Origin of the sequence: Halosolutus gelatinilyticus (assembly GCF_023028105.1) — an archaeon.
GTDB classification, from domain to species: Archaea; Halobacteriota; Halobacteria; order Halobacteriales; family Natrialbaceae; genus Halosolutus; species Halosolutus gelatinilyticus.
The window spans coordinates 2,889,117-2,915,391 of record NZ_CP095491.1; the positions used below are offsets into that span (position 1 = coordinate 2,889,117).

Below are 26,275 nucleotides of genomic sequence, written 5' to 3' on the forward strand. Positions count from 1 at the left end.
TACGCTTCACTGGACTACCCATCCGAAGGTCGCCACCATTACTATAGGATCGTTAAGCCCCGAACGGGGCCGCAGACGGCGGTTCTCTCGACCCGCGGAGTCGCGCCGTTCCGAGCCTATCGGACCCATAATAATGGGGTCGCTGTCGGTAGCTTCGGCCGCCAATGCCACAGCATCGAACGACCCGACGACGGATTCTCGCACTGTCCGGCGCGGCCGGCATCGCCGCCACCGCGGGTTGTGCCGATCGGCTCCGGTCGTCGTCGGACAGCCCCGACAACGAATCCACTGACGAACCGTCGACCGGTTCGGACGACGAGGGCGGCGGGAACGACGACCCGGCGCTCGCCGACGGCGTTCCGCCGCTCGAAACCGAGTACAATAGCCGGGAACGGTTCCGACAGCCCGGCGAGTCATTCGACGACTTCGCGGATCTCGACGCTTGGGAGGCCGTACAGGGGACCGCTGAGGGAGACCAGAACGTCGTCTTTGATGGCGAGCAGAGCCTCAAACTGACGGCGGCGGAGGGCGAGAAGGCGATCGTCCGGCGGAGCGTCGAGGGCGAGGACCTCACGGGGACCGACCTGTCGTTCGCGGTCCGAACGACGACGCCGCGGAACCTGACGATCAACCTGCGAATCGTCGACCAGTTCGGGAGCGAACGCATTCACTCGCTTCGGGAGATCACGTACCGCGCGCCCGACGTCGGCTGGTTCCGATCGAGTCCGGGCGTCTTCGAGCAGAGCGAGTACGAACCCGCGATGGACCACCTCGACTTCCTCGAGATCCAGATCCTCCACTCCATGCCGGAGGCGGAGGTGTGGATCGACGACCTGCGGACGCACAAGCGCCCGGACAACGGGTACGTCGTCCTGAGCTGGGACGACGGATTCCGCGACTACTACGAGACGGCCGCGCCGCTCCACGACGAGTACGGCTTCCGATCGGTTCAGGCGCCGGTTCCCCGGTGGACGGAACAGGGTCGAGACGGAATCATGACGGTCTCGGAACTGCTCGAGCGACAGGACGCGGGCGACCAGATCGTCGTCCACGGGACCCACGACCCGATTCACGAGTACGACGAGTCGGCCATCGAGAAGCGACTTCGCCAGGACAAACAGTGGTTCATCGACAACGACTTCGAGGGGGCGAGCTACATCGTCTACCCGCACAATAGCTTCAACAAGACGAGCCTCAAGCACAAGACGACGTACCACTACTGCGGCGGCTTCAACCAGGCCGGCAACGTCAACACGACGAACGTCCACGGCTTCGATCCGCTGGTGCTCCCGCGGACGATCGGCCACGACCTCGACATCGCGAAACGCTGCGTCGACCTCGCGGCGGCACACAACCAGTGTACGGTGTTGAACTTCCACGCGTTCGACGCGAACAACACGATGCCGGAAGGCGACTACGAGGCGCTGCTCAAATACATCGACGGCGCCGACGTCGAGGTGATCGGCCTCGACGATCTCTGGGAACTGCGCACGAGCGGCCACTGATTTCCCGATCTCGCGATCGATCCTTCTCGGGCGCTCCGGGGGCGTAACCCCGTCGAATCCGCCACGGGTCGGACTGGCAGTAGCGATCCGCACCGGTCGAGCAGGAAGTCGCATATCGTGCTCGATAGCCGTCAAACGCCGCGTGCTGGATACGGAGGATGTACAGCGGAACGGTACGTTCGAACTATTCGGTAGCGTCCGGTGTCGGGAGCGACACCGAAAACGTCGCTCCCTCACCCAGCTCCGAATCGACCTGAATCTCGCCGCCGTGGCGCTCGGCGATTCGCTTACAGAGCGCGAGTCCGATGCCCGTGCCGGCGTGTTCGTCCTGCGTGTGGAGCCGCTGGAACACCTCGAAAATGCGATCCTGGTCCTCGGGATCGATGCCGATCCCCTCGTCGCTGATCGACAGGACCCGCTCGCCGTCGGTCCGCGTCGCCGAAACGCGTACGCGCGGGGGCTCGTCGCCGCTGTACTCGATCGCGTTCTCGAGCAGGTTCTGAAACAGCTGGCGGAGCTGACTGGCGTCACCCCTGACATCCGGAAGGTCCTCGGTCGTAATCTCGGCGTCGTGTTCCTCGATCCGGAACTGGAGGTCGGCCAGCACGGCTTCGAGGACGGCGTTTAGGTCCACGCGTTCGAACGGGTCGCCCCGCGTTTCGATGCGGGAGTACTCGAGGAGGCCGTCGATCATCTCGCGCATCCGATCGGCGCCGTCGGCGGCGAACTCGATGAACTCCTCGCCGGCCTCGTCGAGCTCGTCGGCGTATCGGTCCTCGATGATCCGGAGGTAACTCGACACCATGCGCAACGGCTCCTGGAGGTCGTGAGAGGCCGCGTACGCGAACTGTTCGAGGCGCTCGTTCGACTCCTTGAGCTTGTGCTCGTACGTCTTCCGTTCGGTGATGTCGCGAACCACGCCGACCATCCGCGTCGGACCGTCGTCATCCCGAACGGGGTAGCCGGGGGCTTCGATCCACCGCACCTCCTCGCCTCGAACGAAGCGAATCTCTTCGTACTTCGGCTCGCCGGTTTCGAGGGAGTTCTCGATACCTCGTCGCACCATCTGTCTGTCCTCCGGGTGGATCTCCTCGACGAAATCTTCCAGCGTTCCGATCTCGGTCCCGTATAGCGACTTCGCCGAGGGATAGAACGAAGCCTCGTCGTCCTCGACGTTCCAGTCCCAGACGACCGCGTCGGTGGCGTTGAGGGCGAACTCCATTCGATCCCGGATGCGGTGGAGCTCTCGCTCGCGCTTTTTCCGCTCGGTTACGTCTTGGATCGCTCCGCGGAGCGAGACGACGTCTCCATCCGCGACGTCGGGATCGCCCTTGACGCGGAGCCAGCGAACGTCGTCGTCGGCCGTCCTGCACCGAACCTCTACGTCGAAGGCGGTGCCGGAGGCGAGCGCGTCTTCGATGGCGCTCTCGACGACCGGTCGGTCGTCCTCGTGGTAGACGTCGAGGGCGTCGTCCAGCGACGGTTCCTCGTCGTAGGGCGCCTCCAGGATCTCGAAGAGGTTCGCGGTCCAGAACACCTCGAGCGTGTCCGGGTCGATCTCCCAGCCGCCGACGTCCGCAACGCGTTCCGTCTTTTCGAGGAGGTCGTGCGCCCGTTCGAGTTCCCGTTCGCGCTTCTTCCGGTCGGTTATATCCCGGAAGTACACGGAGAGGCCGGACTCCGACGGATAGATTCGAACTTTCGCCCAGATCCCCAGCGGGTTCGAGTACCGCTCGAAACTCGCCGGTTCCTGGGCGGCCAACGCCGTCTCGAACGGTTCGAAAATCGGATCGGATTCGTCGACATCGAACACCTCCCAGGGTTTCCGCCCGAGTAGCTTCTGTGCCGACTCGCCGAAGTGCGCCTCGGCACGCTCGTTTACGTACTCGAACTGGAACTCGTCGTCCAGGGCATAGAACCCGTCGTCGACCCGATCGAAGACGTCGTCGAGCTCCCGTTCGAGTCGCTCAACCCGTTTCTCCAGTTGCTGCTCGTACTCGCGGCGCTCGGTCGCGTCGCGGATGACGTTGGTCTGCGATTCGTTCGGCCGCGGGGTATCCGATAGGTGCCCGTCGGGCTTCCACCACACCCGGCTCGAATCGTCTATCAGTTTGGTTTGGATCTCTCCCCGTTCGGCGAGGTCCTCCAGACAACGGCGCGCGGTTCGGCGAGGGCACTCCAGCGCCTCGGCGACTTCCGCGGTAGAGAGCGGCGTCGACGGCCGGTCCGATCGGCCGAAGACCCCCCGGAGATCATCGTTCGTGACGTCCGACGTCGGTCCAGGGGATCCCATTGCCTCCAAATATCGCCGTGGCCCTATAAGCGCTTGGCGGTCGCGATAGCGTTCTCGCGAGATCGCTCCCGCTCGGGCCGATATCGGCGCTACGCGGTCGGTACGTGGTTGAGGACGTCCCGCGTCGAACCCGTTCGACGCGGTCGTTCGAACCGATCTCCTTCGACGGACGTCCCGGTGAGAACCGGCGGAGCGAACGGCGGTCTACCACGGGAACAGCGGCGGAAGGTGAGACGCCACCGCCGACGCCGTCAGTTCGTCGCCATCCTCACCGTAGGTCATCGCCGGGAAGGGCCCGACCGAGGTGGCGTGGTCGACGTACCGTTCGTATCCCGACCTCGTGTGCGGGGAGAACGGCGATCGGAGATCCTGCTCCTCCAGCACCCACTGACCGAACCGCTCGTTTGCGTTCTCGTTCGCCCGCCACTCGCCGCCCGAGAGCCTGCTGCCCTCCTCGAACGCGGTCTCGTCGCGCTTTCGTTCGTCGACGTAGAGATAGTGTTTGGGGTACGGGCTCGCGTCCCAGACGCGGGCGAGGGTCGTCCCGTCGGCCATCGCCGCGAGCTCGAGGAACGTGTACATCGTCGGCGGCTGGACGATGAATGCGGGCACCGCTTCCGCGTCCATCCCCGTCACCTCCAGAAACTCTACGGGGCCGAGTTCGTAGAACTTCTCGCGCATGATCTCGATGTACGTGTCGCTCCCGCCGAAGAGGACAGCGGCACGCACGCCCTCGACGCCCTCGACCTTCTCGCGCACGGCATCGCTCTCGAACCGCTTGTTCTCCACGTCGGCTCGGAGCTTGGTCTCGCCGCCGAACCAGTCGAGGTCGTCGCGCTCGATGATGTCCGTGACGACGTTCTCCTCCCCGTCTTCCCCCTCGACGCCGACGTACGATGGCTTCTCGTTCGCGTTCGTTCCGAGGGTGATGCTCGAGTCTACGACGTTCCGACCGTCGGGCGTGGCGAAAGAAAGTTCGATCCGGTTCGCGAGGCGGTACTGTCGAAGCCCTTCGTCGTACTCCGGGAGGTGCTTTCGAATCTCCCGGATCGTCTCCAAGTCGTCGGGGAGGTCGGTTACAGCGTCGGCGACGAACCACGCGTCGAGGCACTTGCCGCCGTAGTCGGGCATCGCGCTGTCCAGGGCGTCGCCGCCCGCCGCGCTGTTCTCGCTGTGGCCCGGAAGCAGCGTGACAGTCGTCGCCGACGTCGCGCGCTCGACCATCAGGACCACCCGCCGCCGAACTCGATCTCGGCGTCCGCAACCGTAAGCAGGAATCGGTCCGCGGCGAGGGTCTCGAACCGGTACGGCTCGGTCGCGCCGTCGGCGAAGACGAACGCGCCCGCCTCTCCGCCGTCGAACTCCTCGGCCACCTCGGTCCGGACGTACGCACCGTGGTCGAACTGGAGGTCCCGCATCGTCGCCGCGAGGCGGGCGCTCCCCACGGGATCGATCGAGGCGGTCGCGCGGACGGCGTCGAAGACGACGCCGCCGCGGTACGCGAACGGTTCGGCCGACGAACCGGCATCGCCGCCAGCATCCGCGTCCGGATCGCGATCGGCCGGGTACCAGCCGATCTCGAGGCGGGAAACCGCGCCGAGGAGGTCGGTTTCGAGGTCGCTCGTGTCCCAGTAGATGCGCCCCGGCGTGGCCTGCGGAACCGTTATCGGGTCGGACTCGACGATCGGTTCCTGCGCCGACCAGTCCTCGAGTATGTCCGTCGGACGATGGAGTCGGAATCGGAAGGCGACGGGGGCGTCGCTCCCGTCGATCGGGCCCGGGACGACGTCGGCGACGAAGTACGGGTGGGTCGACAGGTCGAGATCGAGGTCGATGACCGGCCGCGAAATCGTCGGCGACGGATCGCCGTCGACGGCGACCTGGAGGGCGTACTCGCCTTCGGTGACGGCCACCGGACGGTCGTCTCGGGCGACCCTCGACAACGCGGCGTCGCCGTCGGCTCGCCAGTTGTCGAGCGTCGATTCGAAGGTGCCGAGCGGACGGACGTCGATCGAGTCGCTAGCGGTCGCGGCGGTCGCGCGTTTCGGCGCGATCGCCCCGAACGCGGCGGCGCCGGTTCCAGCAACTGCCGACAACACGTCGCGACGCGACGTCCAGGGCGACCTCTCTTTTTCGGGCATCTCACGAACAGGTGAACGTCACTATCGTATCAGTGTACTCATCGAGCGTTTCGAACGCCCGTTTTACGCGACGGCGTAATCCGAGCGCGCTCCGAAGCCGGACCGCAAGTTCGGCGCTCCGTCGACGCGATCGGGACCCGGAAACTCGATAGAAGAGCCGCCTCGTCAGCGGGTCGAGAGCGTGATCTCCGCGGTATCCGTCAGCTCCGCATCGTCGGTGACGCGCAGCACGACCGTGTGGTCGCCGGACGCGCCGATCGTCACCTCGATCGTCTTTCCGGTCTCGTCGAACGAGCCGTCACCGTCGACGTCCCACTCGTAAGCGACGATCTCGCCGTCGGGAGCGCACGAGCACGAGGCGTCGAGCGTGACGGTCTGTCCCCGTTCGAGCGCGCGCTCGTCGGCGCCTTCCGGGACCGTTTTGAGCTTCGCGACCGGCGGTTCGCGGTTCGGCGCGTCGCCGGCGTCTCCATCGCCGCCCTCGGTGGGCTCGTCGCCGTCCGGGCCATCGTCCGCGGATTCGTCCGGTTTTTCGTTCTCCGGCTCCTCGTCGACGGGTTCGTCGGGGACGTGGCCGTTATCCTGGTCGTCGAGCATGAGGTCGTCCTTGAGGAGACGCTCGACGATCGCCGAGTGCCACTGCACGCGGGTTTCGAGGTCGATGTCGGTGGAAAGGGTCTCCGCGAGAAACGCGTCCGCACCGAGATCGCGGGCGGCCTTGTGGACGAGCAGTCCCATCGGGTCGGTGTCGGGATGGGAGAACGGGCCGGTCTGGAACGCCAGGTCGGGATCGTCCACGTAGTTGCGGGTGACGTATTCGGCGGCGTTCGCTGCGTCGGCGGCCGCGTCGCCGTCGGAGTGGAAGATCGCCTGTCCGACGCCGTCGACCGGATCGCCCGCGTAGATCCCCGTCGACTCGTGGAGGTCGATGAGGACGTCGGGATCGTAGTCGGCGACGACGTTCCAGATGGCGCGTGCGAGTTCCGTCTCGGGCTCGCTTCCTTCGGTGAACTGCCGGTTGAGATCGACGCCGTCGTCGTCGGTCCGGGTTCGGCGCTCGATCGCGACGGCGTTCGCCTCGGGGATCGTGACCAGGGTCCCGGCCTTGATCGTCCAGTTGGCGATCTGGTCGGCCGCGGTGTAGCCCGCGACTTCGTTGCCGTGCACGCCGCCGACCACGACCGCCGTCGGGCCGTCTGTCGGCGCCTCGGCCACGTATACCGTCGTCTCTTCGTCCGTACCGGTCCTGATCGTGAACGAGTCGCGAACGACGTCTCCGGTGTCGGCCGATTTGCCATCCGTCTCGTCGCCAGACTGGTCGTCGGCCATCGCAACGCCTGCGCTCGCGAGCGCACAGCCGGTTGCGGCGGTCAGTACAGATCGTCGTGAGAGCAACTCTCGCTCCATGTGATCGCCGCGTTGGAAGACCGCCTGCTTTACTATCTTGACTGTAATGGCAGAACGAACGCCCTTTCGCTTCCGAAACGATCGAGAGGCCGGTACGGTGGCCTATCGATCCCGTTTCGAAACGATCGTCGTACCGACACGACGGTCGACCGATCCGTCTTCGAAACAGTGCGTTCGACAGACACTTCGATCCGAACGGACGGTTTCGGTTCGACAACGGTTGCAGCGAGTACAGGTCGGATGCGGTGGTGAGGGCCGGTCTCGGCGGTGAACGGGACCCGTTACACAGGTTAGCAGACGCCGCGTCGCTCGTAGAACCGCCGCACGCGATCGTCCGCCAACAGCGGCCCGTGAACCTGGACGGACTTCATGCCGGGATAGCTGTTCGCCTCGATGATCGTGAACTCGCCATCCTCGCCGGTAACGATGACGTCCCAGCCGACGTAGGGAACGAACGAGCACACGTCCGCGATCTCGAGCAGTCGGTCCCGAATCCGGCTCCAGCCCGGAACTCGTTCCCCCTCGATCTGCGTGCCGGTGTCCGGATGCGCCGAGTGCCACTCGACCTCACCGTCGACGGGCGGTCGGGCGCCGGCGCTGAGTGCACCCGTCTCGCGATCGATCGCCGCGGAGAGGCCGCCCTGCGTGAAGTTATCCAGCGGTTCGGACTCGGCGGTTCCCATCCGGTGAATCGCCGCCGCGACGAACGGTTCGCCCGCTTCGTCGTCGTACATCGTGATCACGCGAAGCGTGTTCGGCGTGGTCGGGTAGAACCCCGCCGAAAACGAGCCCTGTTCGACGAACTCGCAGACGAGGTACTCGTCGAGGTCCGCGACCAGCGATCTGAACGCGGTCTCCGGGTAGCGGTCGCCGTTGACCAGGAACCCGTCGTCGGTCCGTTCGCACAGGAGAACGTTGTTTCCGCCGCCGCCGCGGACCCACTTGAGGACCAGCGCTCCTTCGTCGTCGAGACGTTCGACGACCCGCTGGGCCGCGTTACGAGTCGCTGACGCGGCGGACGGTCCGCGATCGCCGTCGGCCGATCCGGCGACCGTCTCGGAATCGGCACCGTTCGACGCGGGGACGGCGCGACCCCCGTCGGTCAGTTCGCGACCCGCCGTCGGCGACTCCGGCGCCGTCGACGGGCCGTCGACCGGGTGGATGGCCCCGTCGCGGAGCATGCCGTACACCGCCATGCGGTAGTCGTCGAACGGCCCCATCACGCGGTGAAAGAGGAGTTTGTTCGACAGGGCGACCGACCACGTTCCGTTGATCCCCCGCGTTCCGACGTACCGCTGGTAGTCGGTCAGGTAGTCCTCGTACGTCGACTCCGTGAGGTCGTAGACGGCGTCGGACGGGCTGACGAACCCGCGCCGCCACAGCCAGAGGCGGCGGCGGAGCGATCGGGCGCCGTCGGACTCGAACTCGGTCGACGCGAGTCCCTGCAGTCCCTTGGCCGTGCGGTAGAGTTCTCGGACGTTCACGGTCGTCCCTGCCGGAGCGCCGGTGTTAGTTATCGATCCGTCAAGACCGTTTCAGGACCGTTTCAGATGTGAATACGTCGCGAGCCACGTCTCCCCACGCCCGTCCCGACGCGCCCGATCACGATCGCCCGAGCGCGGATCGGCCGAGGAGTACTGAGACGGCGAGAACGCCGATCGTCGCGACGATCGGCAGCGGGCGACGGCGAATGCCCGTCCCGGTGGTCCAGCAGAGGCCGGGGACGTGCCGCGGCGACACGGACGCCTTCCGGAGGTGCCACGCGCCCCGGAGGAGTCGACCCTCGGCGGCGTACCGCTTCGCGAGGAGGAGTTCGTGTGCCGATCGAATCTCGTACCCCATCGCCTCGAAGCGTTCGACCTCGTCCTCGTACGCCGAGAGGTACTGGCGGCTCGCGCTTTCGATCACGGCCGCCGGCGGATGTCCGGTCTCCTCGCGGCTGACGAGCGCCTCGTCGACGTAGGCGAGCTTGCCGTGTTCGAGCACGCGCAGACAGAATTCCGGATCCTGGAACCGATCGAGCGTCTCGTCGAAGCCGCCGGCCTCCGCCGCGACGCTCGTCCGGACGAGCAGCGTCGACCCGGCGCCCGGCTGAACGTTGTCCGCGAGGATCTCGCCGATCAGTTCCTCGTCGCCTTCCCGCGTGGGCGTGTCGTCTCCGCGGGCGAGCAGGGTGGCGGCGGTTCCCCGGATCGCACCGGTCGTCCCCGAGAGGTCGTACGCCGTGTCGCAGTAGACGCCGACCCACTCGTCCGATCGATTCTCGAGGACCGCAAGTTGCCGCTCGAGTTTCTCCGGGTGCCACTCGTCGTCCGAGTCGAGGAAGGCGACGTACTCCCCGCGGGCGCGTTCGATTCCCGTGTTTCGGGCGACGTTCGCACCCCGGTTGGTCGCGTGGACGACGGGCCGAACCCGCGGATCGTCGTACTCCGACAGCACCGACGGTGTGTCGTCGGTCGAGCCGTCGTCGACGACGATCACCTCGAGGTCGTCGATCGTCTGGTCGAGCGCGCTGTCGATCGCGCGAGAAAGCGTTGCCGCTCTGTTGTACGTCGGGATAACGACGCTGACGCGAGTCATTTCTCGGTGCTACCGGCTCGCACGGGATTATTATCGAGTGGGTAAACGACGGTTTTCGGGCGCCATCGCCGACCGCAGCGAGGCGAATCGATCGGCTCACCCTGTCGCTCCGAGCGGGACGACGAGCGTCTAACAGCTGTATAAGAAAGAGCGAACGGTTCGTCGCCCCCATCGATGACGAACCGAAACCGACGATCGTTCGTGACCGCGGTAGCGGCGACCGGAACGCTCGGCCTCGCCGGGTGCCTGTCGAGCGTTCGCGAGTGGTCCGGTATGGACGACGATCCGACGCCGTCTCAGCCGGATTCGGACGACGGGAACGACGGCGGCGACGGGAACGACGGCGGCGACGGGGGCGACGTGCCGGGCCTTCCCGGCGAGGCGATCGACTCCTTCGAGGCCCTGGACGACTGGGTGTCGATGATCGACGCCGGACAGTTCGAAGCCACGACAGACGACCCGTACGCCGGCTCGCAGTCCGCTCGGCTCACCGCGCCCGAGGAGTCGGAGTACGCGGGCGTCTACCAGACGTACACCGACGGGATCGACCTGCGCAAGAAGAACCTCTCGCTGGCTGTCAGCTACACCGGACGCGAGCAGCTGCACCTCAGACTCGAACTATTCGCGCCGAACTCGCGCAACGTCCACACGCTGAGTCGAACGCTCACCGGACCGACGGATCGGTGGGTCCGGGTCGACTTCGGCACCGACGACATCGAGACCCAGCCCGACCTCTCCGACGTGCGAGAGATCCGACTGAGCGCCCGCCGTCGGGGCGATCCGACCGGCTCGATCGACTGTCGGGTCGACGATCTCCGGGCCGTCGATCGGCCCGAGACGGGAGCGGTGCTGTTGTTGTTCGACGGAACGCTTGAGAGTCACCACGCTCGCGCGTTCGAGCACATGCAGGAATACGGCTTTGCGGGCGTCGAGGCCGTCATCCCCGAGGCCGTCGGCGAGGGTGGCCGGCTCACGATCGACAAACTCGGCGACCTGAACGACGCCGGCTGGGACCTGGCGGCCCGCCCGCGAACGGGGTCGCAGTTCATCCACGAGTTTTCCCCAGAGCAACAGGAGGGAATGATCAGACGGACGAAAGCGTACCTCGAGAACCGCGGCTTCGCCGACGGCGCACGCCACTTCGTCACGCCACGGAACGTACTCGGATCGAATACCCTCGACCTCGTCAGGGAGTACCACGAGCAGGCGTTCCGGTACGGCGGCGCCCCGAACGGGCTCCCGCTCACCGACCCGCACAACCTGGGGTTCTTCTCGGGCGCCGCCGGCGAGACGACCAAGCGGTACGTCGACCACGCCGCCGCGTACGGGCAGCTCGCGGTGTTGCATTTCGAACACATCGGCGACAGCGGCCTGTCCGAGCGCGCGTTCGAGGACCTGCTCGCGTACATCGATGCGCAGGACGTGAACGTCGTCACCGCGTCGGACCTGCTGGAGGAGAACTGATGTACCGCGGTGCGACTGTCGGCGTCGTGATCCCCGCCTACGACGAGGAGGGGTTCGTCGGCGACGTGATCCGGGAGATGCCCGACTACGTCGATCGGATCTACGCGATCGATGACCAGTCGACGGACGGCACGTGGGACGAGATCCTCGCGGCCGCTCGCGAAGACGCGAGCGATCGGCCGACGGACGATCGCGAGGACGCCGGACGACTCATAGCCGACGGCGGGACGTCCGCCCTCGCGTCCCGAGCGAGCGTCCGCGACCCGATCGGACGGGTCGTCCCGATCCAACACCGCGAGAACCGCGGCGCCGGCGGCGCGATCAAGACCGGCTACCTCGCGGCGCTCGCGGACGCCGTCGACGCGACGGTGACCGTCGACGCCGACGGGCAGATGGACCTCTCCCAGATGCCGCGGCTGCTCGATCCGATCGTCGAGGGCGAGGCCGACTACGCGAAGGGGAACCGGCTCCTGCTCCGGGAGTACCGGGCGGAGATGCCCCGGTTCCGGTTCGTCGGCAACGCGATGCTGACGTTCCTGACGAAAGTCGCCGCCGGCTACTGGAAGACGATGGATCCGCAAAACGGGTACACGGCGATCTCCTGCGACGCGCTCGAAGCGATCGAGGTCGAGGCCCTTTACGAGTACTACGGCTACTGCAACGACCTACTGGTGAAGCTAAACGTCAGCGGAATGCGCGTCGCCGACGTGGCGATGCCGGCCGTCTACGGCGAGGAGGAGTCGAGCATCGCGTACTCGCAGTACGTCCCGAAGGTCTCGTCGATGCTGCTGCGCAACTTCCTCTGGCGGCTGACGACGAAACACCTCGTGCTCGACTTCCACCCGCTCGCACTGTTTTACATCCTCGGCGCCGCGACGGCCGCGATCGGCGCGATCGGCGCGGCCGCCGCCGCGGCCGCGACGCTCTCGGGTATCGGGGGGTCGATCGTCGACGGCTCGATGAGCGTCCTGCTGGTCCTCGGCGGCGTCACGCTGCTCCTGTTCGCGATGGTGTTCGACATGGCCGAGAGCGAACACCTCGAGACGCAGGTCCAGTAGCGATGAGGCGGGCGCGCCGCCAGTCTTCGATTCTTCGAGCGAGTTCCGCCGTCGATCGTCCGACAGCCATGCGGCCGGAACGCCGAGAACGCGATCGTGTTACCGTGATATTTGGTAGTGAGGTTATCTCCGTTGCCCGCGTACGTGCCACATGCTCGCCGAACAGGGAGGGTGTCACCCTCCGATCGAGATCGCCGTCGCTCCGCTCGCCACCGCAGCAAGGTGTCCCGAATGACTGGCGCGACGGCAGATCCTCGTACCGGGCGGAGAACGGTCCGCATTCTCCACGTCGATGACGACCCGAACTTCGCCGCCTTGACCGCGGTGTTTCTCGAACGGAAGAACGATCGGTTCACCGTGAAGACGGCCCGTAGCGCCAGCGAGGGATTCGAGCAAATCGTGGGCGGAGACTTCGACTGCGTCGTTTCGGACTACGAGATGCCCGGGCGGAACGGCCTCGAGTTTCTGCAGGCCGTCCGCGAGGAGAATCCCGATCTCCCCTTCATCCTCTTCACTGGGAAAGGAAGCGAAGCGGTGGCCAGCGACGCCGCCGCTCGCGGTGTCACCGACTACTTCCGGAAGGGAGTCGGGACGGAACAGTACGACGCGATCGCCGAGCGCATCGACACCGTCGTCGCCATTCGATAGGGCGGATACCGGAGAGAGATCCGCCGGGAAGACGACACGTATTCGGCGCGCCGATTCGAGGACGATCGCTTCGCCGACGGACGTCCTCGTTCCACCCGGTCGTCAGGGCGGGATATACTGGAGGTCGGGACTCAGGATGCCGAGAGCGAGGCCGGAGACGAGCAGGGACAGTCCCGCGAGAGCCAGCAGGCTCTGTAACCAGTTCCGTCCCGGCGCGTCGGCCCCCACACCTTCGACGCGTTGCTGGATCGCCCCCGCCTTCGTCCCGATCGGATCCGGGAACGAGGCCAGGACCTCGAACGGTTCGGCCGGATCCAGCGCGCCCGTCAGCAGCGCGAAGACGAGGAAGATCGCGAACCCGCTCGGCGGGACGAGGCCGAGCGCGAGCCAGGGGTTCGCGACGGCCGCCGAGAGGGCGACGATCGGCACGGCCGCGAGAACGGTCGTCAGCGCGACCCGACCGAGACGGGCGTCCGCGAGCGGGTCGAACCCGACGCGGCGGGCGCTCCAGCAGTGGAAGACGAACATCGTGCCGTAACCGACGCTGGTCGCGACGGCGGCGCCGTGCATTCCGTACCGGGGGATGAGCACCGCGTTGAGCACGACGTTGATCAGCGCTGCGCTTCCGGTCGCCGCGATCGGGTACCGGAGCGTACCGTTACCCTGCGAGACTGCCAGGATCGGTCGAGCGAGCGCGAATCCGAGCGCTCCGGGGAGCAACAACAGGAGCGGTTCGATCGCCGGGATGGCCTCCTCGCCGAAGTAGATCGGCACGGCGGCGTCCGCGAGCGCCCCGAGCCCGACCGCCATGACGGCCGTCAGCAGGAACGTAAAGCGGGTCGCCCTGGACGCGAGTTCGGAGATCTTCCGGCGGCGGTTTTGGGACCACAGCTCCGACGTCGAGTGGACGAACACCGTCTGGATCGCCAGCGGGACGAACCAGAGGAACTCGGCCAGCGTGAGCGCCGCCTTGTAGTTCCCCACGGCCGCGCTCTCCCTGAACCGCTGGAGCATCACGATGTCGATGTGGTAGAGCGACATCAGCAGGAACACGAGCGCGATGTTCAACGAGTTGAACGTGAGCATCTGCCGTCGGGGGAACCGCTCCGGCGGTCGGCGGAACACGCAGGACAGCGACACCCGGCGATGCACGAGCGCCAGCCCGGCGACGGTGACGAGCAGACTCGCGACGAGGTGACCCGCGAGCACTCCCATCACGCCAACGCCGAGCGACGCCAGCGGGATCGCGATCGCGACGAAGCCGACCTTGTCGAGGATCTTCAGCGGTTCCGAGTACCGCTCGAGACCGAATCCCATCAGCGTCTTCCTGGCGTAGTCGCGAAACTGCGCCGTGATCACGAGCGCGGCCAAGACGTAGAAGTAGATCGTCACGTCGGCCCCGAACGCGCGAGCGACGAGCCCGGACCAGGTCGCAAGCACCAGCACGAGCGCGCCGGCGATCGCGAGGAGGACCGCCAGTCGGAAGTAGAAGCCGACGACGTGATCGCTCCAGTTGGCGACGCCACGATCCTCCGCCAGGAACTTGCGGACGCCGTCGGTGATGCCGGAACTGACGAAGATCATGTAGATGGCGAACACCGACAAGAGGAACGCGTACCGGCCGAACTCCGATGCGCCGAGAAATCGGTAGAGCAGCGGCGTCGAGAGCGTGGTCAGCGCAAGGACGACTATCTTCGCACTGACGACCGAGACGACGCCGCTCGCAATGCTCCTGTTCATTGTACCCGTGGGCGTTCGAGTCCGCGGTCGGCAGCTCCCAGCGCCGACGATCGTTCAGCGTCCGACGAACTCACAGTACGCGGACGGTGCCGCCGTCGGGGCGTTATTATACGGCTGTTAAACGACAGCCGCCGCGGATCCGCGGCGGGGAGGACCGATCGAACGGTCAGCGGGGATCGGATGCGACTGTGGTGCCAGTGGTCAAACTACGAGTACGAGTTATCCCAGGTGGTAACGCCGTTCGCGCCCAGATCGCGGATCCCGTCGGCGAGGCGGTTCTTCTTGAACGACGGATTCCGCGAGGAGGAGTAGAGGCAGACGGCCGAGTGACCTCCCGCCGATTCGAGGTCCGAGTCGCGGACGAGCGCGTCGGTTCCGATGTCGACGTACGGGTACTGGCTGGCGCGGAGCTCGCTCCGGTAGATCGTCACGTCCGATGCCGTGTTGACGACGGCGTTCCGGTCTACGCCGTCGCGCCCGTACTGCGTGACGTCGACGTGACTGAAGCGGCAGTTGTTCCGTTCGCACCGGATTCCGTCGCGGAAGCCGCCGCCGTCGCCCGCTCGCCCCGTGACCGTGAGGTGTTCGGCGACGATCTGCTCGGTTCGATCGCTCGCCCGGATCCACAGGGGGTAGCCGCCCGCGGTCTCGTGCGTGATCTCCGTGTCGACGATCGCCGTCTTTCCGCACTTGGGAGAGAGAACGATGCCGTGGTTCACGTCCGAACCGCGCATTCGAATCGTCGTGTTCTCGATCCGGGCGCTCTCGCAGGTGTTCATCACCGAGACCGCGTGGCTGGTCGGTTTCGGCGAGGTGATATCGATCGCCGCCCCGTATATTTCGATGTTGCGCCCGTTCTCGATTCGAATCCCGCGCTGGGATCGATCGTTCGGCCGCGTGTCGTCGATTTCGATGGTCGGCCACCGAATCTCGCTGCCATGCCCGCCCACGCGTATGTTCGCCCCGTTGCTGTTCTTGTAAAGCCCACCGCTGACGACGATCTCCCCGTCGCCGCCGGCCGCGTAGAGACCGTTGTTCGGAAACGCGCCGAGCCAGCAGCGTCTGAATTCGAGCGTCCCCTGGTTCTGGTTGGCCTCGATCCCGATCGGGCCGCGCCAGCGATCGGCGTTCGGCGTGTTCTCGGCCCACTCGCCGCCGTCTGGGGCCCGGAACCGTTCGACGATACCCCAGCCGTCGGGGTCGGTGACGTTGAACAGCCCCGGCCCCCACGTGCCGCTGTCGTGCTGGCCGTGGACGGTGACGTCGCGCACCTCGAGTCGATCGGAGACGTAGGCCTCGATCGTCCGGATTCCCGTATCGGGTGCCGTCTGATCGACGTCGAATCCCTCGAACCGGAGTCGGCGGCCGGGCCGGTACGATACGCCGAGTCGGAACAGCCGGTACTGCGGGCCGTCGAACGCGTGGTAGTCGGCTGGCACCAGGGTCGCGTTCTCGCCGACGAATCCGACGTTTTCGAACCCGGTAAACCGGAACTGCTCGTCCATGAAGTACTCCCCCTCGGGAAACACGAACAGCGTGTCGTCGGCCCGGAGATCCTCGAGTACGGGCGTTATCGACTCTCTACCGGTGTCGTCCGCGCCGGCGTCGACGACGTCGACGACGGACCCGTACTCGTCGTAGTAGCGGTCGTACGGGTCGGACGCGTTGGTAGTACCTGTCAAACCGATTCCGGCCGCCCCGGCGACCGTGAGTCCCTGGAGAAACGTCCGTCTCGATCGAGACGAGGCGATCGATTCGTCGAGAGCGGATCGACCGGCCCCGCGATCGGTCGACCCAGAATGACAAGAATCCCCCCGATTCGAACGTCGCAAATCGCTTCGTTCCGACATTGATAGTCACTGTTCTTTGAGTAATGAAGGGGTTCAGTAACTAGGGGTTCGGATAGCAAGCTTTTAAGTTCGCCGTCCGGTTCGGCAACCGGCGGTTTCCTGGTGGATCCGCGTCCTGCAACGTTTTCGTCCGCAGCAACCGACGCGGTCCGGATGGACGATCGACGACCGGTGCCGCCGGAAACCGCGAGTACCGCCGGGGAAACGCATTCTCGCGCCGAACCGCCCGCGACGGGGTTCGAACCTGCCGAGCGCATTAGCTGTAGTGGTCCGGCGAGTGGCCGTTTTCGATCGTCGCGGCGATCAGCTCCGAGACGGCCCGTCGAAGGTGCTGGGAGACCGCCGAATCGGAGATGTCGAGCCGTTCGGCGAGTTCGTCCTGTGTGATCGTCCGAGGAACGTCGTAGTAGCCGGCCGCGTACGCCATCGTGAGGACCTCTCTCTGTCGATCGGTCAGGAAGTAGGTCTCGTCGTCGGAAACCGTGGAGTCGTACAGTTGCGCGATGCGAAACGAGACGCCGCGGTCGCGACACCGCGATCGAAACGCGGTCAGCGCGTCTCTATCCGGAAGGTACACGCGGACGGTCCACCTCCCCTGTCCGCCCGTGATCGAAAAGGCGAACAGGCCGTCCGCCGCGCACCGATCGGGAACGATCTCGAGGTCAGTCTCGACCGCGAATCGGTAGATCGCCCGGTGTTCGAACGTGGCGATGCGGGTCGGTTCCGAGACGGTGGGATCGGCGTCCATCGCGTCCTCGAGGCGTGCGAACTCGTCGCCGAACGCCGAGACGAACTGCAGGCGCCGATCGTTCCCCCGCGTCCCGTACTCGTACGTGAGCGTCGTCCCGGGATGGCGCTCCATCGTCGGAACCAGCGGAAGGTCGTCGTGGACGAGGTGGACTTCTGCGATAAATCCCATCGAGCTGTCGGTGTGGGACCGCTCCGAGCGGCGGCCCATATTTATACAGCGAGTAACGACGGTTGCACCGCACGAACCGCCGGCCGGCGACTCGCTGCGCGCCGTCGTGCGTCGGATCGTCGGCTCACTGCATGTAGCCGAGATCGGCCAATCGTTCGGTCACGCCCTCGCCCGCCTCGGGTCGTTCGTCGCCGTCCTGATCGTACGCCGGGTAGGACGTCGATCCGACGGAGTCGACGACGGGGACGACGCTGCCGTCCATGCGATCGCTGTAGGGGACGCCCATCGCGGCCATGATCGTCGGTGCGACGTCGAAGATGTGGGTCCGATCGATCGCGGCGTCCTCGTCGATCCCCTCGCCCGTCGCGACGAAGACCCCGTCGAGCTTGTGATTCCAGGGTTCGGCCGGCCCGAAGTAGTCGCCGTCGCTTGGGCCGACCTGCTCCGTAAGGGCGTGATCGAAGTCCTTCGGGATCGTGACGATGTCGACGGTGTGATCGCTCCGATCGCCGTGGAAATACCGCTCTCTCGGCGCGACCGTCTCGAAGAACGGCTCGCCGTCGGGCGTTTCGACCCCCTGCAGCGCCCTGATCAGCTCCTCTCGCAGTTGCTCGTACTCGTCGGGCGGGACGACGCCGTCGGGGTCTCGGCCCTGGAGGTTGATCCGAACGCCGAGTTCGGTGCGGGCGCGGACGTACGCCTTCGATCGTTCGAAATCGACCTGCTCGTTCGCCGTCCGCGAGACGCCGCCGGGGGCGTACGCCCTCGCGACGTCGGCCAGGCCGACTCGTTCGAGGGCGGTCCTGATTCGGCTCGCGGTCACGCCGAACTGGGCGGCGACGGACGCCGCGCGGGCGACCGTTCCCGGCTCCCAGGTGTCGCACTCCTCGCCCTCGCGGAGCCGTCGGCGCATCGGCGTCCACGACGGCATCCCCTTGCCGCCGATGGTCGTCTCGAGGTAGCCCTCATCGCGGAGGAACTCGTTGATCCGGAACTCGTACCCCTCGTACGGGCCCATTCCGTGGTCGCTCACGAGGAAGACGCGGTCCGGATCGCACGCCTCCAGGATCGCGGCGATCTGGTCGTCGGTCTCCTCGTAGACCAGTTCGACCGCGCCTTCGTCGCCGTCGAACTCGTGGAAGACGGTGTCCGTCTTCTGGAACTGGACGAACCCGAAGTCGGGATCGAACTCGCCGACGAGGTAGCGAAACGCCTCGCCGCGCATCCGGATCAGGCGCCGATACTCCGCGAGTTTCTCGGCGTCGGACAGCGAGTCGTCGTCGCGGGTGTATCTCGGGTAGACGCGGTAGTCGCCGATCGCGTCGCGAACCTCGTCGAGAAGGCCTTCGGGGTGGCAAAGCGGGTCCTCGGGGCCGAGGAAGCCGGGGATCACCGCGCCGTCGAACTCGTCTGGCGGGTGAGTCACGGGTGCGTTGACCACGACGCTCGAACGATCGTGCCGGTCCAGCAGCGTCCACAGCGGGTGTTCGTGGACGTCCTCGTTGCTCGTCACGTGCCAGTCGTAGCCGTCGTAGCCGACGAAACCGATCGCGCCGTGTTTCCCGGGGTTGACGCCGGTGTAGATCGACGGCCAGGCGCTGGGCGTCCACGGCGGAATCTGCGATTCGAGCGGTGCGGTGACGCCCTCGGAGCAGAGTCGCTCGATGGTCGGTATTCGATCGGCCTCGAACAGTCGCTCGAAGACCGGCAGGCAGCCGGCGTCGATCCCGATGAGAAGCGTCTCCACGCTGGTCGTTTCGTTCGCGGTACTCCTCGTCGGTGCGTCGTCGTCTCGATGGAACGTCCGGGTCATCGGTGCAGTAGGTCTCGTTCGTGGCTAGGGGTTCCGATCGACCGCTTCCGAGACGTCCTCGGCGGTCTCGTTCGGTCTAACACGGTACTCTATCTTCCCGCGAGGGAGCCGATAGACTTCATTATCGTTCCGTTAAACCCGCGAAGAAGGCGCATCGAGGCGACCGAGTTCGCGTCACCGGGACTGTTCTCTCGCGTTCGTTTCGGAGGACCGTCGTCCCGCCTCCGATCAAACCGGCACCGGACATCGCGACCCGCGCGTCGCGCCGTGGACTCGCGGTATTAGTCGTCACTCTCGGCGGCGTTCGTCGCCTCGCCGCTCTCCGCCGCCTGCGACCTGTTCCCGGCTTTCGCCTTGCTGTCCACGCTGACGCCTTCCCAGTCGTGATCCGCGTGGTACCCTTCGCGCTCCTGGGCGCTCGGTGCGACGCGGATGAACTCGGCCTTCCGGCGGGCGTCGGCGATCGTGTGCCCGCCGCAGTAGGAGAGCCCGGACTGGATGCCGGCGCAGAACTCGTCGACGACCTCGGCGACCGGGCCCTTGTAGGGCGTCAGCGCCTCGACGCCCTCGTCGGCGCGGACGTCGGTCTCCTTGTCGTCGCGCTTCTCGGCGGCGGTCGTGGTCGCCATCCCTCGGGAGCGCTTGTACCGGGTGCCGTCGACCTCGACGACCGCGCCGGGTGCTTCCTCGGTGCCGGCGAAGAGACTCCCGAGCATCACGGTGTCCGCCCCGGCCATCAGCGCCTTCACCGCGTCTCCGGACGTCCGAATACCCCCGTCCGCGCAGATCGTGACGTCCAGGCCCTCGGCCGCCGTCGTGCAATCGTCGACGGCGGTCAGTTGCGGAACGCCGGCGCCGGCGACCTTCCGGGTCGTACAGTGCGATCCCGGGCCGATTCCGATCTTCACGCAGTCGGCGCCGGCCGCCGCGAGATCCTCGACGCCCGCCGGCGTGGCGACGTTGCCGGCGACGAGATCCGTCTCCGGGAATTCCTGGTGGAGGGTTGCGACGGCGTCGATCGTCCGTTCGAGGTGGCCGTGGGCCACGTCGACCACGAGCGCGTCGACGCCCGCCTCGACGAGGGCCCCGCTCCGATCGACGTAATCCTCGTTGATCCCGACCGCGGCGCCCACTCGCTCACCGGCGGCGATCACTTCCTCGATCTGTTCGGCCTGTTCCCCCGGCGTGAGAAATCGGTGCAGCACGCCGATTCCCCCGGCACGCGAGAGTTCGATCGCGAGTTCCGCCTCGGTGACGGTGTCCATGGCCGCGGAAACGAGCGGCGCGTCCAGGTCGACGTTCGGCGTGAGCGCCGTCGAGAGGTCCACGTCGCTGCGGCTATCGACCGGCGATCGCTTCGGGAGTAGAAGCACGTCACCGTAGCTCAACCCCGTGCGTAAATCGTTCATGACCCCTTCCTACTCACGAGCCCCGCCCTATAAGGATCTCGGCTTGCGAGCGGCGCGAATCGACGGGGCGATCGGCGGCCGGGAACTCCGCGGGAATCGAGGCCGACGGCCGTCACGCGGGTTCGATCCGCCCGAGCGCGTCGTCGCGCGTGAAAGCCTCCTCCTCGTCGCATTCGATCGCGACGAGCTCGCCGGCGACGGGCGCCGGCACGTCGACGCTGACCTTCTCGATCTGGATCTCGCAGACGGGTTCGCCGGCCTCGACGCGCCGACCCTCCCTCGCGAACCAGTTGACGACGACGGCCTCCGTCTCCTCGACGTCCTCGGGCCAGACGTCGGCCGCCTCGATGGCGATCCGATCGGGTTCGGTCATCGGTGATCGTCCCCGACCATCGTTACGAGCAGACCGATCGGACCGCCGCTTCGATATCGTCGACGTTCGGAACGACCTCGTCCTCCATCGGCCGGGCGTACGGGATCGGAACGTCCGGAACGGCGACCCGCTCGACCGCTTCGAGCTCGGCGAGGCGTTCTTCGGCGACGGTCGCGACGATCTCGCCCGTTACCCCGAACGACAGGTAATCCTCGTCGACGACGACGAGTCGGCCGGTCTTGCCGATCGACTCCAGGATCGTCTCCGTATCGAGGGGGACGAGCGACCGGAGGTCGATCACCTCGACGTCGATCCCGTCCTCGGCGAGCGTCTCGGCCGCCTCGAACGCCCGGTGGACGTGGAGGCCGAGCGTGACGACGGTGACGTCCGCACCCTCGCGTTTGACGTCGGCGCTGCCGAACGGGATCACGTACGGCTCCTCCGGCACGGCCGTTTTCGGCCCGTCGGGGGCGGGCATCCAGCCGATCCCCATCAGGCGCTTGTGGAACAGGTAGACGACCGGATCGTCGTCGCGGATAGCGTTGTGCATCAGTCCCTTCGCGTCGTAGGCGGTCGACGGAACGACGACCTTCATCCCCGGGAGGTGGGCGAAGGTGCCGTACAGCGTCTGGGAGTGCTGGGCGGCGTCGTTGTACGTGCCGCCGACGGCCGCCGTCAGCACCATCGGCACGGCGACGCTCCCGCCGCTCATGTACGCGGTCTTCGCCATCACGTTGTAGATCTGGTCCATCGCGACGCCGAAGAAGTCGACGAACATGAGTTCGGCGATCGGGCGCATCCCCCGCTGGGCGGCGCCGACCGCCGCCCCGAGGTACGCGGTTTCGCTGATCGGCACGTCCATAACCCGATCGCGGCCGAACTCCTCGAGTAACCCCTCGGTGCTGTCGAAGATGCCGCCGTAGTCGGCGACGTCTTCGCCCATGTAGAAGACCTCGTCGTTCTCGCGCATCTCGTGACCGATCGCCTCGACCATCGCGCGGCTCATCGTCAGGTCTCGCTCGATCGCTTGCGGTTCCTGTTGTGCCATCAGTCGCCACCTCCGGGTTCCGCGAGTTCGTGAGTCGGTTCGTCGGTCGTCGCGCCGGACGGCGGATTCACGAAGACGTCCTCGTACGCGTCCTCGGGATCGGGTTCCGGCTGCTCTTTGGCCCACGCGATCGCCTCGTCGACGCGATCGCGAGCGGGCTCGCGGATCTCGTCGAGGTCGCCGTCGTCGACTCCCGCGGCCCGCAGCTCTTCGGCGAGCCGTTCGATCGAATCCCGGCCCTGTGCCGCTTCCTTGTCTTCGTCCGGCCGGTACGTTTCGGGGTCGCCCATGAAGTGGCCCATCCGGCGGTGAACCTGAACCTCCAGCAGCGTCGGCCCGTTGCCCGCCCGGGCGCGACCGATCGCCTCTTCGGCGGCGTCGTACACGGCCGTGGCGTCGTCGTAGTCGACGCGAACTCCCGGCATATCGAACCCGCCGGCGCGCTGGGACCCGTCTTCGACGTCGCTGACGCGCTCTTTCGGCATGCTGATCGCCCAGTCGTTGTCCTCGACGACGAAGACGACCGGCAGTTTCTGCACGGCCGCCAGGTTGAGCGACTCGAGAAAGGCGCCCTGGCTGATCGCTCCCTCGCCGAGGTACGCCGCCGCCACGCCGTCCTCGTTTCGTTTCTTCGCCGCGAGACCCGCTCCGACTGCGGGCGGACACCCCTCCGCGATGATGCCGCTGCAGGCGAAGTTCACGTCCGGATCGTAGAGGTGCATGTGCCCACCTTTCCCGCCGCTGAGGCCGGGTTTGCGGCCGAAAATTTCGGCCGTCATTCGGTTTAGGTCGACCCCCTTCGCGATCGCGACGTGGTGGGGCCGGTGCGGTGCCGTCACCGCGTCGTCGTCGCGCAGGTGCTGACAGACGCCGACGGCGGCCGCCTCCTGTCCCGCCGCGAGGTGGAGTTCGCCGGGGATCGGTCCCGCCGAGATGTCGAACGCCGGTTGTTTCCCCTCCAGATACTCCTCCTGGAGGCGCTCCTCGTAGTACCGCGCCGTGACCATGTCCTCGAACATGGCTTGTAATTCGGTAACAGCCACCATGGAATTCCTCGGGGTTCTACACCAGCCTCCTACTTGAGCGTATCCGGGGGTCGCAGGGGCGCAGAATCGGATTTTTGTTGCCGACGTTCGGCGGTATTACGGGGCGTATACGTCTCTACTGGATCTACAGGGCGGAGGTATCGCCGAACTCGAGGAGCGATTACCCGAAGCGGGGCTTTCCGATTTCTTCGATCAACGCACGGCGAATCGACCACCACTTTGAGGTAGCTCTCTAGTGTGCATACTCGCGGCCGTAGGAGTCCTCCACCATGTCCATCTGCTCGCTCACCAAGATTCGGTCCCGATGGCTCGCCGTCCTCGGTTTGACCGTTGCCGTCCTGTTCGGCGGCGGACTCGTCGCGTACTTCCTGACCGCGTGGCCGATGATCGCGACCGACGCGGCGTTCTTCCAGCACGTGGGTTGGTACATCATCGAAGGCGGCGTTCCGTACGTCGACGTTTGGGACGTGAATCCGCCCATTCCGTTCGCGATCACGGCCGTCCTCGCCCTCCTCTCAGGCGGCGATATGCTCGTCCTTCACGGCCTCAGCGTGCTGCTCACGGAACTCGTCGCCGCCGCGAGCGTCCTGCTCGTCGGATGGGTGGCGTACCGCGTGACCGAGGACGACGCGGCGGCGGTCTCCGCCGGGCTGACGATGTTCGTCGTCCCGGAGCTCTTCGCCCTCCCGCTGCTGGGCGTCCGGGCGCAGTTCTATTCGCTGTTTTTCGGCGTCCTCGCACTTGCGCTCGCCCTGTCCGATCGGCCGTTTCTCGCCGGGGTCGCCGCGGCGCTGAGCGCCGGTTCGTGGCAGTCGGGGACCGCTTTCGCACCGCTGGTCGTCGGAATTGCGTACCAGCGAAACGGTGGGAAGGATGCGCTCTCGGCGATCGCGGGAGCCGCCGTCGTGACCGGAGCCGTCGTCCTCGCGTTCGCGCTTGCGGGTGCGCTCGTTCCCATGGTCGTACAGACGGTGGTCGCGCCGCTGGTCGCCGGGTCGTCGTATACGCTGGCCCAGCGCATCTACTTGATACTGATCGTGTTCGGCTACGGGGCGGTGCTGCTCCCGGTAGCGCTCTACGGCTGGGCCCGCGCCGCCCGCGACTTCCGGACGCACTGGTGGCTGCCCGCGGGCGGGGCGATATTCGCCTTTCAGGTGCTGATTATCGACATGGACGGCTCGACGGACGCGCTCCTGTGGGTCACGTTCGTCGCGCTCGGCGTGGCCGTCGCCGTGAAGCGGATGCCCTCGCGGCGGTCGGACGCGACGAACTCCCGCGAGCGCGACGCGCGCCGTGCGCGCCGCTACCGGTGGATCGCCGTCGTCGTCGTCGCGTTGATCGTCGTCTCGGGATTCGGCTGGAACGTCGGCTCCCCGCCCCCGAAATCGACGCTCGAGGCGATGGAGCAAGAGGCCGATCCTGGCGAACCCACGCCGATAACGGTGACGCGGGATGACGCGGACGTCCCGTCGATTCGAACCATCTACTGGGAGAAGAGAACGCCCGAGACCTGTCACTACCGGCTGAGCTGGAACGAACTGCGGTGGATCTCGAGGACCGACAGCCGACTGGACGCTCGCGAATGCGGCGGATGGCTGAACTGAATTGATCGTGAGCGGTCGTTCGGCGTCTCGATCGCACTCGCCTCGCGAACGATCGACTCGACATCGCTACCGCCGTTCCGGTCATCGGTTCGCCAACCGGACGCAACGGTGACCGTCGTTCGACGATCCGCGAGCCACGCACCCCCTCGGGAATTTCCTTTCGGTGCGGATCGGGAATTCCACGCTGGGAGGCCGAAGCGACGGCGAGCGGGGCACTCCATCAGGTTCCGAAGTCACAGGTCACGTCATACCTCGTGCCGATCGCAGGGTCGCGGGGTACGCGATCGTTGTAATGGGTACACAATTGTAGGGTAACTCATACAGCGATTTTCGAGAAGGAAGACGTAGATCTATGGCTACTGTCGAGACGATCCTTTCGTCGATTTTCAGCAACGTTGCAGAACTCCACTCGGGCCAGCTCGGATTGCTTTCAGGCGTTCTCGTCGGCCTTCTCTATTGGCACGGTTACTCCCGCTCGTCGCTTGCCCTCCTCAGCGTCCTCTATCTGCTGGCGCTCGGCATCGTGACCGCTCCCGCGAGGGGGCTTCTGGTCGTTCAATCCCAACCGTGGTACTTCTGCTCGTTCCTGATCATCAGCTCGCTCGGTGCGATCAGCGCCCGTGTCGTTTTGACCCGTGTGTCGCATTCGAACCAGCCTCGATTGTCGGAGATTGGACAGCAGGATTACTGATCCAATTGGTCTTGGGAAGCGCGGACGTCGGTCCGAGCGGATTCGAACCGGCGAGGATACACGTTACTCACGACGTTGTTCGCAGCAGGATAGTTCCGGACGAACTGCCTCCCTGAGAGCAGTCGGCTCGATACGATCGCGCACCCAGTACGCACTCCGACCGCCGTTCGAGCAGTGGTAGCGCCCAAAGTTCGATCGCGCACCCGTGTCAGACCACTCACAATAAAATCACTAATACGGCCGTTCGAACTGTGCACAACCGTTGTGTGATAACGTCTGCCAAGAACGGCTACCAACTCGTTCGTGAGCTGGTCACGAAGGATCTGTATCCCGCGATCGATCGCCTCGGCATCGAAACGGCGATCCGCGTCGTGACGCCCGCCTCCGTTTCGGCCGCCGAAGAGGCGGTCCGCGAGGCGCTCGCAAAGGGGGTCGAAGTACTGGCAGAAGTGGACATCCAGGCTATCAACCACCAGTACAACCTCGACGCTCCCGAATTCAGTTCACCTCGCTTCCACTGATAGTATCCAGGATGGCCCGCGGTGTCATCGCAAGTTTGGTGGCTGGTCTGGCTGCAGCGAGGGTGCTGGGCTGATCGGTCGGCGTCCTCGACGGCTGATGGTGACGCCGCTGGAACTCCACCTCGAGCATCACTTCGCTGGCAGGTCCTCCCGCCGACTAAAGAT

At 66.1% G+C, this 26,275-nt stretch carries 21 protein-coding genes and 1 pseudogene; 7 read left to right on the top strand and 15 right to left on the bottom strand.

Features of this window, described 5'->3' with window-relative positions; all coding sequences use genetic code 11:
- Positions 1-164 precede the first annotated feature (164 nt).
- A complete protein-coding gene (locus MUH00_RS14255; RefSeq protein WP_246999662.1) occupies positions 165-1,505 on the top strand; it encodes a polysaccharide deacetylase family protein in 1,341 nt (446 codons plus the stop codon).
- 184 nt (positions 1,506-1,689) lie between these two features.
- Here the strand turns inward: MUH00_RS14255 and MUH00_RS23225 are convergent, their stop codons facing one another.
- The 7 genes and pseudogenes from MUH00_RS23225 to MUH00_RS14285 all read right to left on the bottom strand — a co-directional run bounded on the left by MUH00_RS23225 (position 1,690) and on the right by MUH00_RS14285 (position 9,926).
- Positions 1,690-2,727: a sensor histidine kinase gene (locus tag MUH00_RS23225; RefSeq protein WP_425603055.1), complete on the bottom strand. Its 1,038-nt coding sequence runs from the start codon at positions 2,725-2,727 to the stop codon at positions 1,690-1,692.
- Positions 2,728-2,805: 78 nt separating this feature from the next.
- Positions 2,806-3,798, bottom strand: a pseudogene (locus MUH00_RS23230) (PAS domain-containing protein); the annotation flags it as partial.
- A gap of 204 nt (positions 3,799-4,002) precedes the next feature.
- Complete coding sequence (locus MUH00_RS14265; protein WP_246999665.1) at positions 4,003-5,022, bottom strand: hypothetical protein; 1,020 nt, start codon at positions 5,020-5,022, stop codon at positions 4,003-4,005.
- Positions 5,022-5,939, bottom strand: coding sequence for a hypothetical protein (locus MUH00_RS14270; protein WP_246999667.1), 918 nt, complete (start codon positions 5,937-5,939; stop codon positions 5,022-5,024). Before MUH00_RS14270 ends, MUH00_RS14265 begins: the two co-directional genes overlap by 1 nt.
- Positions 5,940-6,104: 165 nt before the next feature.
- A complete protein-coding gene (locus MUH00_RS14275; protein WP_246999668.1) occupies positions 6,105-7,346 on the bottom strand; it encodes a PKD domain-containing protein in 1,242 nt (413 codons plus the stop codon).
- A gap of 290 nt (positions 7,347-7,636) precedes the next feature.
- A complete protein-coding gene (locus MUH00_RS14280) occupies positions 7,637-8,830 on the bottom strand; it encodes a sugar-transfer associated ATP-grasp domain-containing protein (protein ID WP_246999670.1) in 1,194 nt (397 codons plus the stop codon).
- A 118-nt stretch (positions 8,831-8,948) separates the two neighbouring features.
- Positions 8,949-9,926 (bottom strand): glycosyltransferase family 2 protein, encoded by a 978-nt coding sequence (locus MUH00_RS14285; protein ID WP_246999673.1) that lies wholly within the window; start codon positions 9,924-9,926, stop codon positions 8,949-8,951.
- A gap of 174 nt (positions 9,927-10,100) precedes the next feature.
- Here MUH00_RS14285 and MUH00_RS14290 point away from each other — a divergent pair, with 174 nt between their 5' ends.
- The 3 genes from MUH00_RS14290 to MUH00_RS14300 all read left to right on the top strand — a co-directional run bounded on the left by MUH00_RS14290 (position 10,101) and on the right by MUH00_RS14300 (position 13,096).
- Complete coding sequence (locus MUH00_RS14290; RefSeq protein ID WP_246999674.1) at positions 10,101-11,390, top strand: polysaccharide deacetylase family protein; 1,290 nt, start codon at positions 10,101-10,103, stop codon at positions 11,388-11,390.
- On the top strand, positions 11,390-12,448 hold the full coding sequence (locus MUH00_RS14295) for a glycosyltransferase family 2 protein (RefSeq protein WP_246999676.1): 1,059 nt from the start codon (positions 11,390-11,392) through the stop codon (positions 12,446-12,448). The genes MUH00_RS14290 and MUH00_RS14295 overlap by 1 nt, the downstream gene beginning before the upstream one ends.
- Before the next feature lie 231 nt (positions 12,449-12,679).
- A complete protein-coding gene (locus MUH00_RS14300; RefSeq protein ID WP_246999678.1) occupies positions 12,680-13,096 on the top strand; it encodes a response regulator in 417 nt (138 codons plus the stop codon).
- 102 nt (positions 13,097-13,198) lie between these two features.
- Here the strand turns inward: MUH00_RS14300 and MUH00_RS14305 are convergent, their stop codons facing one another.
- The 8 genes from MUH00_RS14305 to MUH00_RS14340 form a co-directional block, all read right to left on the bottom strand.
- Positions 13,199-14,836 (bottom strand): oligosaccharide flippase family protein, encoded by a 1,638-nt coding sequence (locus MUH00_RS14305; RefSeq protein ID WP_246999680.1) that lies wholly within the window; start codon positions 14,834-14,836, stop codon positions 13,199-13,201.
- A 206-nt stretch (positions 14,837-15,042) separates the two neighbouring features.
- Positions 15,043-16,686 carry a twin-arginine translocation signal domain-containing protein gene (locus MUH00_RS14310; RefSeq protein WP_246999682.1) on the bottom strand — a complete coding sequence of 548 codons (1,644 nt, stop codon included), beginning with the start codon at positions 16,684-16,686 and terminating at the stop codon, positions 15,043-15,045.
- A 256-nt stretch (positions 16,687-16,942) separates the two neighbouring features.
- The gene (locus MUH00_RS14315) at positions 16,943-17,605 is read right to left on the bottom strand and encodes a helix-turn-helix domain-containing protein (RefSeq protein WP_246999684.1); all 663 of its coding nucleotides are present in this window, start codon (positions 17,603-17,605) and stop codon (positions 16,943-16,945) included.
- Positions 17,606-17,729: 124 nt separating this feature from the next.
- The gene (locus tag MUH00_RS14320) at positions 17,730-19,418 is read right to left on the bottom strand and encodes an alkaline phosphatase family protein (RefSeq protein WP_246999686.1); all 1,689 of its coding nucleotides are present in this window, start codon (positions 19,416-19,418) and stop codon (positions 17,730-17,732) included.
- 281 nt (positions 19,419-19,699) lie between these two features.
- Positions 19,700-20,827, bottom strand: a complete 1,128-nt coding sequence (locus MUH00_RS14325; protein WP_246999688.1) for a guanosine monophosphate reductase — start codon at positions 20,825-20,827, stop codon at positions 19,700-19,702.
- 112 nt (positions 20,828-20,939) lie between these two features.
- On the bottom strand, positions 20,940-21,200 hold the full coding sequence (locus MUH00_RS14330) for a lipoyl domain-containing protein (protein WP_246999689.1): 261 nt from the start codon (positions 21,198-21,200) through the stop codon (positions 20,940-20,942).
- Between the two features lie 22 nt (positions 21,201-21,222).
- Positions 21,223-22,248 (bottom strand): alpha-ketoacid dehydrogenase subunit beta, encoded by a 1,026-nt coding sequence (locus tag MUH00_RS14335; RefSeq protein WP_246999690.1) that lies wholly within the window; start codon positions 22,246-22,248, stop codon positions 21,223-21,225.
- On the bottom strand, positions 22,248-23,267 hold the full coding sequence (locus tag MUH00_RS14340) for a thiamine pyrophosphate-dependent dehydrogenase E1 component subunit alpha (protein WP_246999691.1): 1,020 nt from the start codon (positions 23,265-23,267) through the stop codon (positions 22,248-22,250). Before MUH00_RS14340 ends, MUH00_RS14335 begins: the two co-directional genes overlap by 1 nt.
- A gap of 296 nt (positions 23,268-23,563) precedes the next feature.
- Here MUH00_RS14340 and MUH00_RS14345 point away from each other — a divergent pair, with 296 nt between their 5' ends.
- From MUH00_RS14345 to MUH00_RS14355, 3 genes are all read left to right on the top strand, one after another.
- A complete protein-coding gene (locus MUH00_RS14345) occupies positions 23,564-24,898 on the top strand; it encodes a DolP-mannose mannosyltransferase (protein WP_246999692.1) in 1,335 nt (444 codons plus the stop codon).
- A 352-nt stretch (positions 24,899-25,250) separates the two neighbouring features.
- The gene (locus MUH00_RS14350) at positions 25,251-25,589 is read left to right on the top strand and encodes a hypothetical protein (RefSeq protein ID WP_246999693.1); all 339 of its coding nucleotides are present in this window, start codon (positions 25,251-25,253) and stop codon (positions 25,587-25,589) included.
- A 266-nt stretch (positions 25,590-25,855) separates the two neighbouring features.
- Positions 25,856-26,110 carry a DUF302 domain-containing protein gene (locus tag MUH00_RS14355; RefSeq protein ID WP_246999694.1) on the top strand — a complete coding sequence of 85 codons (255 nt, stop codon included), beginning with the start codon at positions 25,856-25,858 and terminating at the stop codon, positions 26,108-26,110.
- The last annotated feature ends 165 nt before the right edge of the window (positions 26,111-26,275 follow it).